The organism is Myxacorys sp. (assembly GCF_059501405.1).
In genome coordinates, this window is the sequence record NZ_JCACCM010000139.1 from 1 (window position 1) to 14923 (window position 14923).

Genomic DNA, 14923 nt, shown 5'->3' on the forward strand with positions numbered 1-14923 from the left:
TTCCGGGCACTGCAGAGAATCACCTTATTCATCTCTCCATTATGCAACGCCGAATTCCTGTATCAAATGTTGCATCTGTAGCTGGATTCCAACTGTGACTAGCCTCGTCAGAATAATAGTCACCATTGGTGTAGTACTGAGCGTTTTCTTCATCAAAACAGTCAAAAAAACGGTTTGCTAATGCTTGTGCTTCTGTCTCAGTCATAATTTCTGTATCATATGCCAGGTCACGATGAAGAACACGTTTAGCTACTGCTTCTGCTTGAGCTTTACTGATTTCCCGGTATGTGCCAGGTGTAAAACCCAATCCGAATCTTGGAACAAGTTCAGTGAGAGGCATTGGCTCTACTTCAATGATGTGACAGGGCGTATCTCCGCAATCACGAGCATCATTGATTTCATCACAAATGTTTATTTGCACTATACAACCTCACTCTGACTTAGCCTAGCGTTTCAGCACTAACTTGCTGACTACTGCACCACGCATGATCTACTGGAACATGGAACCCGAATAGGCAAAGCTATACCAATAAACTTGCAGTACAACTTCTTTTTAGAGAGAAACTTTCTGCCTATCACCCTAAATCAGGTGGATCGACGAAAACTTTCCGTATGATAGGCTGGCATAGGTAGAACGGTAGACACTTTCAGCATATCTTCAAATATGTAAGGCTGTCAGCGCACAGGGTCCCTATACCGGAGGTGTTCGCCCTAACATCGCCCGTGCTTTGATTGTTGCACTCAATTTTTGATGCGACCCTTTGCGGGTAACTTGAAGAGATCGCCCTGTCACCATTTAACATAAACTTGGACTCGGGAGATTTCTACACGTTTCGGCGCAAAGCATCTCGGTTCGGGGAACCCTGAACGCAGGACGTAGCCAAAATCCTGTATGAACCCCGCATCTTCGCATCTGCCCGATTCGACCGTCATCAGCCCAATCCTTGAGAACTTGGCGGAGCCGTTTCCTTTGGAGTTGCGCTCTACACCAACCGCATCTGCCTTTGAAACGGTGGAACTGAATGATGAAAGAGACGTCATTGAGGTTCAGTCGTCCGCGTTGGCGAAATCGAATAGTGGTTTAGCGTCTTCCAAGGGTAAGTTCGCGTCTTTTCTTGCGCCCTTGACACAGGATAAGTTTAAAGAAGTCGTTTATGACGTTGAACACAAGCTTCAGATCGTCAATCAGACCCTGTCCATGCTAGACATGCAAGGGTTTGAAACGATTCTGGAAGAGATGCTCAACTCGATTACGGCAAAAACGGGGGAGTTGCTCAACGCCGATCGCACCACGATTTATTTGCTTGACGAAGAAAAGAACGAACTCTACACAACAATCGCATCGGGCAACGGGGGACGGGCAATCGAAATTCGGTTTCCTGCCGATCAGGGCATTGCAGGCGAAGTCGCCACCTTCAAACGTCCAGTCAATATTCCTTACGATTTTTTTGACGATCCGCGATCGGCACAAGCCAAGATTCAATACAAGAAAACAGGTTATCGCACCTACACAATGCTGACCTTGCCGTTGCTCACCAACGACGGCACGTTGGTTGCGGTAGTGCAGTTAATTAACAAGCTCAAACCAAGCTGTAATGGCGTTCTTCCTCTTGATCAGCGCATGCACCTCTCTGGCTTTACCCCCTATGACGAACAGCTTTTTACAGAATTCGCGCCCTCGATTCGGCTGATTCTAGAGTCGTCCCGATCGTTCTACATTGCGACGCAAAAACAACGTGCCGCTAACGCTCTGATCAAAGCCACTCAATCGTTGAGCCAAAGCAGTTTAGATTTGGATGACACGCTCAAACGGGTGATGGACGAGGCGAAGCAGTTGATGAACGCCGATCGCAGTACCTTGTGGTTAATTGATCGCGCTCGCAACGAGATCTGGACACGCATCGCTATTTCTGCTGATACCTACAAAGAATTGCGCCTCCCGATTGGCGTTGGGTTTGCCGGACAAGTCGCGGCAACGGGAGAAGTGATCAACATTGCGTTTGACCTCTATGATCACGACGGTGCAGAAACCGCCAAGCAAACCGACAAAGCTAACGGTTATCGAACCTGTAGTTTGCTGTGTATGCCCATTCACAATGCCGATGATGAGCTAATCGGCGTGACGCAATTAGTCAACAAAACGAAACAAGGCGAATTTCCGGCTTACGATCCGCAGGATTGGCCCCAAGTTCCTGAGCAGTGGAAATCGAGCTTCAATCGCAGCGACCAAGACTTTATGGAAACCTTCAACATTCAAGCCGGGGTCGCCCTTCAGAATGCTCGACTGTTTGAAACGGTGAAGCAGCAAGAACAAATGCAGCGAGATATTCTGCGATCGCTCTCCAATGGTGTCATCTCCACCGACAAAGAAGGCACCATCATTGCCGCAAACGAAAGCGCTAAGAAGTTACTCGGTTTGAAGGGTGATGACGTGATTGAAGGTCGCTCCGTTGCTGAGCTAATCAAAATCGAGAAAGGCAACTTCTCGTCCTGGTGCCGGATGGCATTAGAGGCGCGAAATCAGCAGCAGTACTATCCCGACCGAACCCTGCAACCTGTGCGAGGTGAAGAGCAGCACAGCATTAATTTGTCGATTAATACGATCGCGGATGCCAACGACAGCCAAAAGATTTCTGGCGCATTGGTTGTGATGGATGACATCAGCGACGAAAAGCGGCTCAAAAGTACGATGTATCGCTACATGACTCAAGAGTTAGCCGAACAGTTGCTAGAAAATCCCGACGCTGCCAAAATGGGCGGCGATCGCAAAGAAGTAACGGTTCTATTCTCCGACATTCGCAGCTACACCACACTGACCGAAACGCTGAAAGCGGAAGAAGTGGTGGAAATGCTGAATCAGTACTTTGAGTCGATGGTTGAAGCCGTGTTTATGCACAAAGGCATCCTCGATAAGTACATCGGAGACGCAATTATGGCGGTTTTTGGCTCTCCCTTGCCACTCGACGATCATGAATGGATGGCCGTTAAAACGGCGGTTGAAATGCGCCGCCGCCTTGCCATTTTTAACACCCAACGCGCCGCCCGAAATCAGCAAACGATTAACATCGGCATTGGCATTAACTCGGATACCGTGATTAGCGGCAACATTGGCTGTAGCAAACGCATGGAGTTTACGGCAATCGGAGATGGGGTCAATCTTGGTGCGCGACTCGAAGGAGCAAGCAAGCTCTACGGAACCGATATTGTGATTAGCGAAAGTACCTATCGTCCCTGTGCCGATCGGATTTGGGCACGAGAACTCGACTTCATCAAAGTCAAAGGTAAAAACAAACCCGTTGCAGTGTATGAATTAGTTGGATTGAAAACAGACGCGATCGCAGACCAAACGAAACGGGTGATTGAGCATTACCACAAAGCGCGAGAGCATTATTTGAAGCGCAAGTTTGCCGTCGCCGTTGCCGAATTTGCGGCCGTTCTAGAAATCGACTGCCATGACCAAGCCGCTGCCCTTCACATGGATCGCTGTCAATACTGGCTCCAACATCCTCCAACCGAGGATTGGGATGGCTCGTGGACACTGACAGAAAAATAGACAGAATCCTTAGCCGCCGATCGGAGGAGAGTAACTATAGTAGGTCAATCTAGCAGTAAGGAGTAGGTCAATCTAGGTATCTACCGAGTTCTACATTCGCTATATTCACTATCTAAATCCCTTGCCAATATCTCCAAATTATCTCGACTCAACAACCTAAGTTTGGCGGCTCTCATTATCTTGCATTCGCTGATCAAGTTCTTGACTTTGCAATTTTGCTTGATCCGTCAGCAATTCTAGCTCCTTCTTCTGACGCTTCAAGTCTTCTTCAAGGTCTTGAATTTGCTCCCGGCGAGCCTCAAGCTCTAGGGTACGCCGCTCCAGTTCTTGACTCTGAAGGGTCAACGACTGCCGCCACTGTTCTGCGCGCTCAGTTTCTTGTTGTAAAAATGCAGGCGTAATTCCATAGCTGAGGTACTTTTGAACGAGTTCTAGCACCCAATCAGTCGCTTCTCTAATGCTAGCGACCTGATGACTACTCGAAAACTCAACTAGTACTAAAAGATCTTCACTGTAAGCAGCAGCGTCCGTTGAAAGAATAATGTCTTGCTCTGGCTCTAGCGTCCAAACATGCTCAGATTTTTGAGATGCCAGCAAGCGTAGCCCCGCCTTGCCTAAATAGCCTTTCTTCTGAATTTGTGCCAAGTACAGCATTGCTATTTTCTCTACTTATTTCAAAAGAAAAAACATGATGGGATTAACTATTCTAAAGTGAGCGTTAAAGCTCTGTCTAAGATTTCTCGAGGCTTGTTCGACTCAAGGATGTTTGATGAAGTGAATTCTCAATCAGACAACCTATCTTTTTCCTACTTTGAAGTAGAAATTGTAAAACACCTTAAGATGCAATTTATATGATTGAAAATGCCTGAGATGCATAGTTTTTTCCGAATGTATATTGACAGTTTTATGCAGTTTCAATCTAATGCAACTCAATAGATTATTCGGATGGGCTATTTGGATATTAGGGTTAATTACACAGAAGTATAGCTTTTTCGCTCTTTGTCGCTATATTGGTTTTTTTGAACATTTGGAATCCTTACATAGGTAAAGAGACATTCAAGGAGAACGCCTCTCTGCGTAAATGCGATCCTTCGGAGCTTCGCAGAGCGAATCGCATTGTTACAAGCGCTCAAGCTTAGCTCGCAAAATTTCGGCTTGGGTTTTCGCTTCTGCTAAAGCCTCTCGCGCGGTCTGGACAACATCTTCTGGAGCCTTATCCACAAATTTTGGATTGCTCAATCGTCCCGTGAGCGCCTGAACTTCGGCTTCTGCTTTCTTCAAGTCTTTCTCAGCTTTAGCCCGCAGCGCAGCAACGTCTATCAAGCCAGCAAGAGGGATTTCGACTTGAATGGTTCCAACGACTCCTACAATGGACTGGGAATCAGACTGGGAATCGGACTGGGAATCGGACTGGGGATCGGTCTGAGAGCCTGTGGTCTGAGAATCTCCAGTCTGAGGTCCAGCTTGAGAGTCTTCCGTTGCTCTAGAACCAGAGTCTGGTAAGGTCTTCACCCCCGAAGCATCCGGCTCCCCGATTACTTCTGTTGTAAATTGCTGAATTTGCTGAAGTAGCTGTTGACGATCGCGGCTTCTCAGCAGACTGTGATAGCTAAACCACCCTGAATATCCAATTCCAATGATTTCTAGCACCGGAGACAGCAACGGAATTTCATGAACGGCCGTCAAAATCGAAGCCAACACTTTGAGCGTAATGGCTATAAAAACGATCAGACCAACCGACAGAATGGGCTTGTGATGCTTGGCAAGGAAATTGCTAGTGGCATCTAGCGCCGTTCCGAGAACAGATTTAGCATCCTCCGACAGGTTATCTGATAAATCAACTAGACCCGCGCCTTCCGAGGTATGGGCTTCGGTTTGGGTAGAAATGGTGAGTTGCTTGACTTTGGCAAGATCTTGAATGTAGGGCTGACCCACCGTGAGAATATGCCGTTCGCGATCGCTTTCGGTCTGCAAATTCGCTTCCACTTTCGCCCCGGGTTTGATGTCTGCTTCAGCCCGCAGATTGCGAATTGTGCGAATTGTTTCAATGATCAGGTCAAACTGTTGCTCTAAGTCAATATCGATCAGCATCTCATTGGGAATCGGGTAGCGCTGCAAGGCTAACGCTTCTCCCGATGCTTCACTGGTTTGGGTTAAGGTGTGCCAAATCTCTTCAGTGATGTGAGGCATGAAGGGATGCATCAGCTTCAGCGTTCCTTCTAAAACAAAAGCGAGGGTCTGCTGGGCCGTGAGCCGCGATGCCTCATCGTCTCCCTGCAAGCGAGACTTCGCGAGTTCGATGTACCAATCGCAGAAATCGCCCCGGAAGAATTCGTAGAGCAACTTTGCTGCTTCGCCTAAGCCATACTGATCGATTGCGCCTCGAATTTGACGGCTGACTTGGTGAAACCGGGAGAGAATCCAGCGATCGCTTAACTCCAATTTGCTCGTGTCCGGTTCGCCCAATTGCTTTGGCGTCTTACCGTCTAAATTCATCAAAACAAATCGAGAGGCATTCCAGATTTTGTTGGTAAAATTCCGCGCCGCCTCAACGGATTCAGACTCATCCGTTTTGCGGTTGTAGGCAAGCCGAATATCCTGTCCTGCGCCTGTGACTTCTCGAACCAGCGTATAGCGCAACGCGTCGGTTCCGTACTTATCAATCAGAATCAAAGGATCGATGCCGTTGTTTGCCGATTTCGACATCTTTTTATTGTTCTCATCGCGCACCAAGCCATGAATATAGACATCCTTGAATGGCATTTGCCCCGTGAAGTGTCCTGCCATCATGGTCATGCGGGCAACCCAGAAAAAGATGATGTCAAACCCAGTGACCAAGGTGGCGGTTGGATAGTAGCGCTTAAAATCGGCGGCAGATTCATTCGACCAGCCAAGAGTTGAAAAAGGCCATAATCCAGCCGAGAACCACGTGTCTAATACGTCGGGGTCTTGCTCTAATTGAACGTCTGCGCCAAATCTTGCGATCGCTTTTTCTCTCGCTTGATCTGCGGTTCGAGCCACGACAAACGGCGTATCGTCCGTGATCTCGCCATTGGTTTCGCTCACCGCATACCACGCAGGAATTTGATGTCCCCACCACAACTGACGAGAAATGCACCAATCTTTTAGGCTCATGAGCCAATCGCGATACACCTTTGTCCAGCGATCGGGAATGAACTCGGGAGATCCTTGATCGTCAAGAGCAGTCAGCGCACGGCTAGATAAGGGTTCAATTTTGACAAACCACTGAGTTGAAATTAACGGTTCGACAGGAACTTTGCCGCGATCGCTATAGGGAACCGTATGCTTATAGTCTTCAATCTTGACGAGGAAGCCTTCTTCTTCCAGTTTCTTCACAACGTTCTTTCGCGCTACGAACCGATCTTGCCCCTCAAACTCCCCAGCGTTCTCGTTGAGGGAGCCGTCTTTGTTCATGATGTTAATGAACGGGAGTTTATGCCGCATCCCCATCTCAAAGTCGTTGGGGTCATGAGCAGGCGTAACCTTAACGCAGCCCGTACCGAAGCTTGGATCAACGGCATCATCGGCAATAATCGGAATTTCGCGTCCCATCAACGGCAGCGTTAGCGTCTGACCCACCAGATGTTTGTAGCGATCGTCGTTCGGATTCACTGCCACTGCCGTATCGCCTAGCATCGTCTCAGGGCGAGTCGTCGCAACTTCCACAGAACCAGTCCCGTTGGTTAGAGGATAGCGAAAATGCCACAGATGCCCGTTCACTTCCTGGTTTTCAACTTCTAGGTCAGAAACGGCGGATTGACTCGCAGGACACCAGTTCACCAGATACTTGCCGCGATAAATCAATCCTTCTTCGTAGAGCTTGTTAAACGCGTCAAGAACGGCGATCGACAGCCCTTCATCCATCGTGAAACGTTCTCGTGACCAATCTACCGACACGCCTAAGCGCCGGAGCTGATTCACGATCGTGCCTCCCGATTCTGCTTTCCACTGCCAAGCACGTTCTAAAAATTTTTCTCGTCCTAAGTCATGACGAGTTTTGCCCTCGGCTTTAAGCTGCCTCTCTAGAATGGCTTGGACGGCAATACTGGCATGGTCAGTTCCAGGTAGCCAAAGCGTATTGTCACCCAGCATTCGGTGATAGCGAATCAAAACATCGATCAGCGAACTCTCAAAGGCATGCCCCATGTGCAAACTTCCAGTCACATTGGGTGGCGGAATCACGATGCAGTAGGGGTCACCGGGCTGATTGGGATCTGCCTTAAAAACTTGCTTGTCTTCCCAAAACTTCTGCCACTTCGATTCAGTGGTGGTCGGATCGTATTGGCTAGGCAGCGTAGGGAGTGTTGCAGTCATTGGACAACCGGAAATACTATGGAGTGCTTATTTGTCATGATAAACGCTCTCACGCAAACCACATGCAGAGGCTCACGCTTCAGCGCTGAATTTAGGGATAAAAATGGGTGCTTCCAACCAGAAACACCCAATTCGTCCTCTCACTATAGAAACCAACTCAGAAGAAACCAACACAGAAACTAATACTGTACAAACCAGTACTGTAGAAATTAGTCGAGATAGCCCATCAGTGAAGGAGCATCATCGATCGCGTTGCTATAAATTGGACGCTGCCTCAGCACCATCTCCGCGTGCATCAACCCTGGATTGCTCACCATAATCGGGCGATGTCCAGGCAAATCTACATCGTCGATCAGCTTCACCTCGTCAAAGAAAATTGGGCGATTTCCCATCATTTCCGCAATTCGGAGATGGCTTGATGTGACGGGGCGACCCGCCCCCAGCGTTCCAACAATGTCGAGATGGCTAGCGCCGATCGGGCGAATGCCGCCGTCTAGAATCGTGCCAACAATCTCTAGATCGCTTGGCATAACCGGACTGCCCGCAAGAACGATCGCGGTCTGCTGATGCTGATCAGACTGATCCTGATCGTGCAATTGCATCCCGCCTTTTCTGTCACCGTTTTCACCTGCGTCTTCAGGCGTTACATCGATCGCGTCTTCCTTCGTACTCATGGGTTATACCTCCAATTTAATCAGGTCAACTTAGTTACTGTTTATTTTTAATCGAGCATTCAAGATGTCAAAAGGGGACACCTTGCAGTATCCCCAATGGCTTTGCGCTCAGCGCGCTTACACTCGTGCCGCAATCTTGGCTTCAGTCTTGGTCAACCGCTCATAGGTCGCTCGCATCTTCAAGCCCGTTAGGACTTGCCACAGACCCGTTCCGTTATTAGAACCAGGATACTCACGGTGCTGCAACAACAGTTCGGTTAGCTCGCCGTTGTGCTTGGCAGAAGTGGCGCTCAAGTGCTGCTCAATGTAGATCACTTCTTCGAGCAGATCAAACTGACCATCGACTTCCAAGATCGAAACGCTGTGACCGTAATATTCGTTCGGTCCGTAGTGCATCTTGATGCCAGGATAGGAGCAGGTCAACTTGCGACCGCAGGGAATCCAGTCGATCGTCGAACCTTCGTCAAACAAGTAGGCTGGCTCAAACCCTGGCACGCCATCGCGCTGGATCATTTGCACCCGCAGCACCTTCCGCTCTTTGTCGTCTTTGATCAGTTGAGTTGGCATCACGCGAATCACGACATCCGCGTGTCCTTTTTGAGGATCGATGTACGCATCAAAATCGGGTTTCCGAGAATTGATGGCCGCTAACACATCGTTATAGCTATGACCCCGCTCTGCCATATCACGCTGAATCTTCCACGCAATCTTCACCTCATCGGTGATGTCAAGATAGACGCTGAAGTCAAGCAGTCCACGCACTCGCTCATCATAGAGGGGATGCAAGCCTTCGATAACAACGACATGATTGGGCTCGATTACTTCTGGCGGATCAATCTCTCCAGTTTCGTGATTATAAATCGGCTTTTTGATACTTTCGCCACTCTTGAGGGCTTTGATCTGCTCGTACATTAGATCAAAGTTGTTGGCTCGTGGATCAAGTGCGGTAATGCCCGTTTCTTTGCGCTGTTTCCGATCCAGACTGTGGTAATCGTCGAGGCAGATGACTGTGACGAAATCTTCCCCGAACAAATCTGTGATTCGGCGCAGAAACGTGGACTTACCGCACCCGGAGTCTCCGGCGACGCCAATCAGAACCACGCGGTCTGGCTTACTGGTCATGGGTTTCCTCTTAAAATAAAACGTGATCAACAAACAGTTAGGAAGGATCAGCCAAAATCTGGCTGTCGATAAAAGCCTCATCTAAGTGATGACGACCCAGCGATAGAAGGAACGTCACTTGCTCCACGATTCGCGCACAGCGCAACTCTGCAGGAATTACCTACACCAGCGAAAACCAGCACAGCATATTTTTACTACTTGGAAGAAGAAATGTGTTTCTTCCTATTCGCATAAAAATACCTTGCAAGCAGCCAGGGAAGGCTCAAGGCGACGCATTAAGTATTTATACTACCTGCTATGGCTGATTCTACCAAAACACGATCCCGTCCACAAGATTTGTGGCAATGAAAGATCGAGAAAGGAGGCATCGGAAGAGAGCAAATTGGATTTATTGGGCGTGGGCGAATATTGGTTTGAACTTTAGGATTAATTTGAACTTTACAATTAAAGCGATCGCGGTGTCCAGAAGCTCTGTAGAGTAATGACGAAAGCAACTTTTGTAAAGGTTTGCTTTTTAGATTCGGCTTGGTCGTGTCGTAAAATACCGTTTAGGGCAAACTCATCATTCCGCAACTGGTCTTTTCACGGGTTGCCTTTCCACAAAGAAGGGTGCATGTTTGTTTGAAAGCACGCCTTGCAGCACAATAATCAAGTTAGGTTAGGTCGGAGAAATTCAGAGCAATGTACAATTCGAGCGCATCGAGTGCTGCTAACTCCCTTTCTGGCAGCCGTATGTTCCGTTATGAGGTGGTGGGTCTGCGCCAAAACGGAGCCACCGATCAGCAGAACTATCCTATTCGGAAAAGTGGCAGCACGTTTATCACGGTTTCTTACGATCGCATGAGCGACGCCATGCAGCGCATCAACCGGATGGGCGGAAAAATTGTCAGCATTCAGCCTTTAGACACTAATGGCTCTTCTGCTGAAAACGTTACCGTTGGACAGACTACATCCTCTGCCAAGCAGGAAACTGTTCAAGAAGGCACATCAACAGGAGAAAAAAGCAAGCCAATGACTCAAGCAAAGGCTAAAGCTGATGTACCCGTTAACATTTACCGACCCAACGCTCCTTTCGTTGGGAAATGTACATCAAACGAAGAATTAGTGGCTGAAGGCGGTATTGGTACAGTCCGCCACATCAGGTTCGATATTTCAGCGGGCGATCTGCGCTATCTGGAAGGACAAAGTATCGGAATTATTCCACCTGGAACGGATAAGAACGGCAAGCCAGAAAAGCTCCGGCTGTATTCGATCGCGTCTACTCGCCACGGTGATGAGGTAGACGATAAAACCGTCTCGCTCTGCGTTCGGCAGCTAGAGTACAAGCATCCTGAGACAGGTGAAACTGTATATGGAGTTTGCTCGACCTACCTGTGTAACCTCAAACCAGGCGATGATGTAAAAATCACAGGTCCAACGGGTAAGGAAATGCTGCTGCCTGAGGACACCGATGCTAACATCATCATGATGGCAACGGGAACTGGAATCGCGCCGATGCGAGCATATCTCTGGCGTCAGTTCAAAGACAAAGAGAAAGCGGCAAATCCTGACTATCAGTTCAAGGGGTTCTCTTGGCTGATCTTTGGAATTCCAACTTCGGCAAATATTCTCTACAAAGCTGAACTAGAGGAGATACAGGCGAAGTATCCGGATCACTTCCGGCTCACGAATGCAATTAGCCGTGAGCAGAAGAATAAGGATGGTGGCAGAATGTATATTCAAGACCGTGTAGCGGAACATGCGGCGGAACTTTGGGAAATGATGCAGAGTGAGAAAACTCACACTTACATCTGTGGTCTCAAAGGCATGGAAGATGGGATTGATGCAGCACTTTCGGCTGAAGCTGAGAAAGCAGGCGTCGTTTGGAAGGACTTCCGTAGCGCCATGAAGAAAGCGGGTCGCTGGCACGTTGAAACGTACTAATGGCGATTAGCGAGTAGATTCTAAACCGGGAGAACTGATTCAGGTTCTGCCCGGTTTTTTAGCGTTTGATGGGCGATCGCTCTTCATCGCTACCATACGAATTCTGAAGATCAATCGCCAAAGGGTAGTCGGCTCACGGTCTATTTACGCCTTCTTCACTAACTGCTATTTTCCCGAAAGGCTCTTGTACCATGAAGGAAAGTTTATAGGGTCAGAATAATGAGTGCTGGAAGCAACTCAAGAATTAAGTTTGGAACCGACGGTTGGCGCGGTATCATTGCCGATGATTTCACCTTCTCCAACGTTTGCAAAGCCACTCGCGCGATCGCAAGCTATCTCGAAACTGCCTATTCAAAAGACCGTCCGGTACTCGTTTGCTACGACACACGCTTTCTTGCCGACCAGTTCGCCCACACTGCCGCAGGCGTTTTGGCAGACCTAGGCTGGACGGTAAAAATTGTCGATCGCGACTGTCCGACTCCTGTGATTGCCTACAGTGCTCGTCACCTCAATTCAGCTGGAGCACTGATGTTTACAGCAAGCCACAACCCAGCTCCTTACTGCGGCATCAAATACATTCCTGACTATGCCGGCCCAGCCACCACCGAAATTACCGATACGATCGTTGTCAATTTAGACAGAGCTTCGGATGCCATGCCCAGTGGCAAGAGTGCCGACAAAGTTTCGATCTTTGATCCCAAGCCTGCTTATCTCAACTTCATCTACAGCATTCTCGATGTCGAGCGGATTCGCAATGCCAAACTGAACGTCAAGTATGACGCGCTCTACTCCACTTCTCGCGGCTATTTGGATACTGTTTTAGAGCATTGTGGCTGCGAAACAGAGAGCTTCCACACCTATCGCGACGTGCTGTTTGGGGGCGGAATGCCCGAACCGAAAGGCGAACAGCTAGAAGGATTAGTTGCAGCCGTGAAGCACGATCATGCTGATCTCGGCTTAGCCACCGATGGAGATAGCGATCGCTTCGGGATCGTTGACGAGCAAGGCAACTTCCTGACGCCTAACACCGTTCTGCTGCTGCTCGCGCGTCATCTCGTTAAGAACAAAGGCAAGAAAGGCGCGATCGTTCGCACGGTTGCAACAACGCATTTGTTAGATAATTTCGCGAGAAAATACAATCTCGACTTGTATGAAACGCCCGTTGGCTTTAAGTACGTCGGTGAGAAAATGCGCGAAACCACCGTTTTAATTGGCGGTGAAGAATCGGGTGGACTGAGCGTGATCGGTCACATTCCTGAAAAAGACGGAGTGCTGGCAAACATGCTGGTTGCTGAAGCGATCGCTTACGAAGGCAAGCCGCTCAGCCAGTTAGTGCAAGAAGCGATCGCAGAAGCTGACGGTCCGCTTTTCAACACTCGTCTTGACATGCACCTCACCAACGAACACAAAGAAGCGGTCTTAGAATCGGTGATCAAAAATCCGCCGTCTAACATTGCAAAGATTGGTGTTGCAGAAGTCGGTCGCAAAGATGGCATCAAACTGTACTTAGAAGAAGGAAGCTGGGTACTGCTGCGCCCCTCAGGAACAGAACCTCTAATCCGGGTGTATATTGAAACGAACTCCCCTGCCAAACTGGATCAAATCTCTGAGTATATGGAGAGAATGATTCATCAAATTGAACCTGTTGCTGTTTAGGGATGAAAGATGAGGGATGAAGGATGAAAGTGAAGAAAAAGGGAGAATAAGACTAAACCATCCCGATCAACTTAAAGTTCTTTCATCCCTCATCCATAACTTATGAGAACTCTCACAACTCTAATCACAGCTTGCATCATTGCCGCTTGGATTGCCGCGATCGCCATCATCTCGGTGCAAAACGCTGCGCCCGTCTCCTTTCGCTTTCTCACAATCCAAACAATCGAACTCCCGTTTGGATTGGTACTCGCCTTTAGTGCCGCGATCGGCCTGATTGGGGCCGCGATCGCCCAGCCCCTGCTCGGCTTTTCTCGTCCTCAGCGCAACGATGACCAATATTAGCGACGCGACTACAGCGCGTAGACTTGCCCATCGATCAGCAAGCGCGTAATGCCTTTTGCTTGCAAATGGTTGGCTGCTTTTTGCAACACCCGACTGTCGGGCACTTTGATCACCCGTTGCGTCCGAATGTTAGAAAACCGTCTCGCGACACGGTGATTATCAAACACAGGCAACGTTCTTTCCTGGATCTCCTCCGACGGAATTTGTCCCAATTCAGCAAATTCTTGAAGCGGGCGTGCAACCAATTCGGCTGAACGATCGACGACTAAGTAACATGTTCTCGGTATCGCTGCCTCAGCGATCGGCAGCACCTGGATAAAATCCGTTGCGCTCAGTTGAATTGAGGGGAGCACAGGCACATCATCGCCATCCTCGTCATCATCATCAAACTCGCCGCTCAGCGCTGAATCAAGATCATCATCATCGTCGTCATCTTCCTCATCATCTTGAGCTACAACGCTATGCTGGAGCGTCAAATCGGCTCCGATTATTTTTTTAACGGATGGTGCAGGTTTCTCAGGTTCTGTGACGGCATCAGTACTCAGCAGGTCAGCCAGTTCCACTTCCTCCCCTATTGAAGACGGCTTCTGCGAGGCTCCCGAGGAGCGCCGCAGCACTGGAGCAGTGACTTTCTTCGGTTCTGGTTCGGGGATGGGTTCTGGTTCGTAAATAGGTTCTGGTTCAGGGATGGATTCCGGTTCAGATAGAGAGGGTTGCAGCTCTACGACAGGTTCTAATTCGACAGGTTCTAATTCAGCCGCCTTTGATTCAGCCGCCTCTACAACAGGTTCTGTCTCTAGCAAATTGCCCTGAACTGTCGCTCCACTACTAAATCGGGCAGTCCGCTTCTGTTGAATCAGGCTCTCATATTCTTCAGACGACAAACTCGTTTTGAGAATGCGGCTAATCGTGGTGTTGCTGACACCATAGTGTTCTGCCAGCGTCAAGGTTGTGTGACCTGGTTGACGATATAGCTCAACAATGTCCTGTTTGTCCGAATCAGTCAGTCTGCGAGAACTCATGCCTAAGAGCGCCGATGCTTAGAGGGCGATCGCTAAGATTACTGCTCTATTCTATGTCGAATCCTCAATTTGTTAGATGAAAGCATTCTAGAGACAACTGTTAGAAACGATATTCTCTCCTCTATGGACAGTATTCAAAATCGAGTACGCCGGTTTTTTCAGGATGGCTCATTCAAAATTGCGGTTAATCATTCCAAGTTAACTTTCTTGATCGATCACCTTGATCAATGCTCGCTCAAAAGTATAGCTACTGCCAGTTTAGTTAGGACATAGACTAAGAAGAGTGGTGATAGAGG

10 protein-coding genes are annotated in these 14923 nt (G+C 48.6%); 4 read left to right on the plus strand and 6 right to left on the minus strand.

Annotated elements, in window-relative coordinates:
* Window positions 1-28 precede the first annotated feature (28 nt).
* The gene (locus AC5I6P_RS18900; protein ID WP_495695333.1) at window positions 29-421 is read right to left on the minus strand and encodes a hypothetical protein; all 393 of its coding nucleotides are present in this window, start codon (window positions 419-421) and stop codon (window positions 29-31) included.
* Window positions 422-892: 471 nt separating this feature from the next.
* Between AC5I6P_RS18900 and AC5I6P_RS18905 the strand changes: the two genes are divergently transcribed.
* Window positions 893-3553, plus strand: a complete 2661-nt coding sequence (locus AC5I6P_RS18905) for a GAF domain-containing protein (RefSeq protein ID WP_495695334.1) — start codon at window positions 893-895, stop codon at window positions 3551-3553.
* Between the two features lie 156 nt (window positions 3554-3709).
* On the opposite strand, the gene AC5I6P_RS18910 is transcribed toward AC5I6P_RS18905, so the two are convergent.
* The 4 genes from AC5I6P_RS18910 to AC5I6P_RS18925 all read right to left on the minus strand — a co-directional run bounded on the left by AC5I6P_RS18910 (window position 3710) and on the right by AC5I6P_RS18925 (window position 9684).
* The gene (locus AC5I6P_RS18910) at window positions 3710-4207 is read right to left on the minus strand and encodes an HmpF-related protein (protein WP_495695335.1); all 498 of its coding nucleotides are present in this window, start codon (window positions 4205-4207) and stop codon (window positions 3710-3712) included.
* 465 nt (window positions 4208-4672) lie between these two features.
* Window positions 4673-7888, minus strand: a complete 3216-nt coding sequence (locus tag AC5I6P_RS18915) for a valine--tRNA ligase (RefSeq protein ID WP_495695336.1) — start codon at window positions 7886-7888, stop codon at window positions 4673-4675.
* A gap of 209 nt (window positions 7889-8097) precedes the next feature.
* A complete protein-coding gene (locus AC5I6P_RS18920) occupies window positions 8098-8562 on the minus strand; it encodes a hypothetical protein (RefSeq protein ID WP_495695337.1) in 465 nt (154 codons plus the stop codon).
* Window positions 8563-8679: 117 nt separating this feature from the next.
* The gene (locus AC5I6P_RS18925) at window positions 8680-9684 is read right to left on the minus strand and encodes a phosphoribulokinase (RefSeq protein WP_495695338.1); all 1005 of its coding nucleotides are present in this window, start codon (window positions 9682-9684) and stop codon (window positions 8680-8682) included.
* Between the two features lie 681 nt (window positions 9685-10365).
* Here AC5I6P_RS18925 and cpcD/petH point away from each other — a divergent pair.
* From cpcD/petH to AC5I6P_RS18940, 3 genes are all read left to right on the plus strand, one after another.
* A complete protein-coding gene (gene cpcD/petH / locus AC5I6P_RS18930; protein WP_495695339.1) occupies window positions 10366-11607 on the plus strand; it encodes a bifunctional rod-capping linker CpcD/ferredoxin--NADP reductase PetH in 1242 nt (413 codons plus the stop codon).
* A 219-nt stretch (window positions 11608-11826) separates the two neighbouring features.
* Window positions 11827-13263, plus strand: a complete 1437-nt coding sequence (locus AC5I6P_RS18935) for a phosphoglucomutase/phosphomannomutase family protein (RefSeq protein ID WP_495695340.1) — start codon at window positions 11827-11829, stop codon at window positions 13261-13263.
* 102 nt (window positions 13264-13365) lie between these two features.
* Window positions 13366-13605 carry a LapA family protein gene (locus AC5I6P_RS18940; protein ID WP_495695341.1) on the plus strand — a complete coding sequence of 80 codons (240 nt, stop codon included), beginning with the start codon at window positions 13366-13368 and terminating at the stop codon, window positions 13603-13605.
* 8 nt (window positions 13606-13613) lie between these two features.
* On the opposite strand, the gene AC5I6P_RS18945 is transcribed toward AC5I6P_RS18940, so the two are convergent.
* Window positions 13614-14627: a hypothetical protein gene (locus AC5I6P_RS18945; RefSeq protein WP_495695342.1), complete on the minus strand. Its 1014-nt coding sequence runs from the start codon at window positions 14625-14627 to the stop codon at window positions 13614-13616.
* Window positions 14628-14923: the final 296 nt, after the last annotated feature.

Bases quoted from the DNA above. Each gene is read 5' to 3' on its own strand.
- cpcD/petH (WP_495695339.1), top strand. From the start codon at position 10,366: ATGTACAATTCGAGCGCATCGAGTGCTGCTAACTCCCTTTCTGGCAGC.
- AC5I6P_RS18940 (WP_495695341.1), top strand. From the start codon at position 13,366: ATGAGAACTCTCACAACTCTAATCACAGCTTGCATCATTGCCGCTTGG.
- AC5I6P_RS18920 (WP_495695337.1), bottom strand. From the start codon at position 8,562: ATGAGTACGAAGGAAGACGCGATCGATGTAACGCCTGAAGACGCAGGT.
- AC5I6P_RS18915 (WP_495695336.1), bottom strand. From the start codon at position 7,888: ATGACTGCAACACTCCCTACGCTGCCTAGCCAATACGATCCGACCACC.
- AC5I6P_RS18935 (WP_495695340.1), top strand. From the start codon at position 11,827: ATGAGTGCTGGAAGCAACTCAAGAATTAAGTTTGGAACCGACGGTTGG.
- AC5I6P_RS18945 (WP_495695342.1), bottom strand. From the start codon at position 14,627: ATGAGTTCTCGCAGACTGACTGATTCGGACAAACAGGACATTGTTGAG.
- AC5I6P_RS18905 (WP_495695334.1), top strand. From the start codon at position 893: ATGAACCCCGCATCTTCGCATCTGCCCGATTCGACCGTCATCAGCCCA.
- AC5I6P_RS18910 (WP_495695335.1), bottom strand. From the start codon at position 4,207: ATGCTGTACTTGGCACAAATTCAGAAGAAAGGCTATTTAGGCAAGGCG.
- AC5I6P_RS18925 (WP_495695338.1), bottom strand. From the start codon at position 9,684: ATGACCAGTAAGCCAGACCGCGTGGTTCTGATTGGCGTCGCCGGAGAC.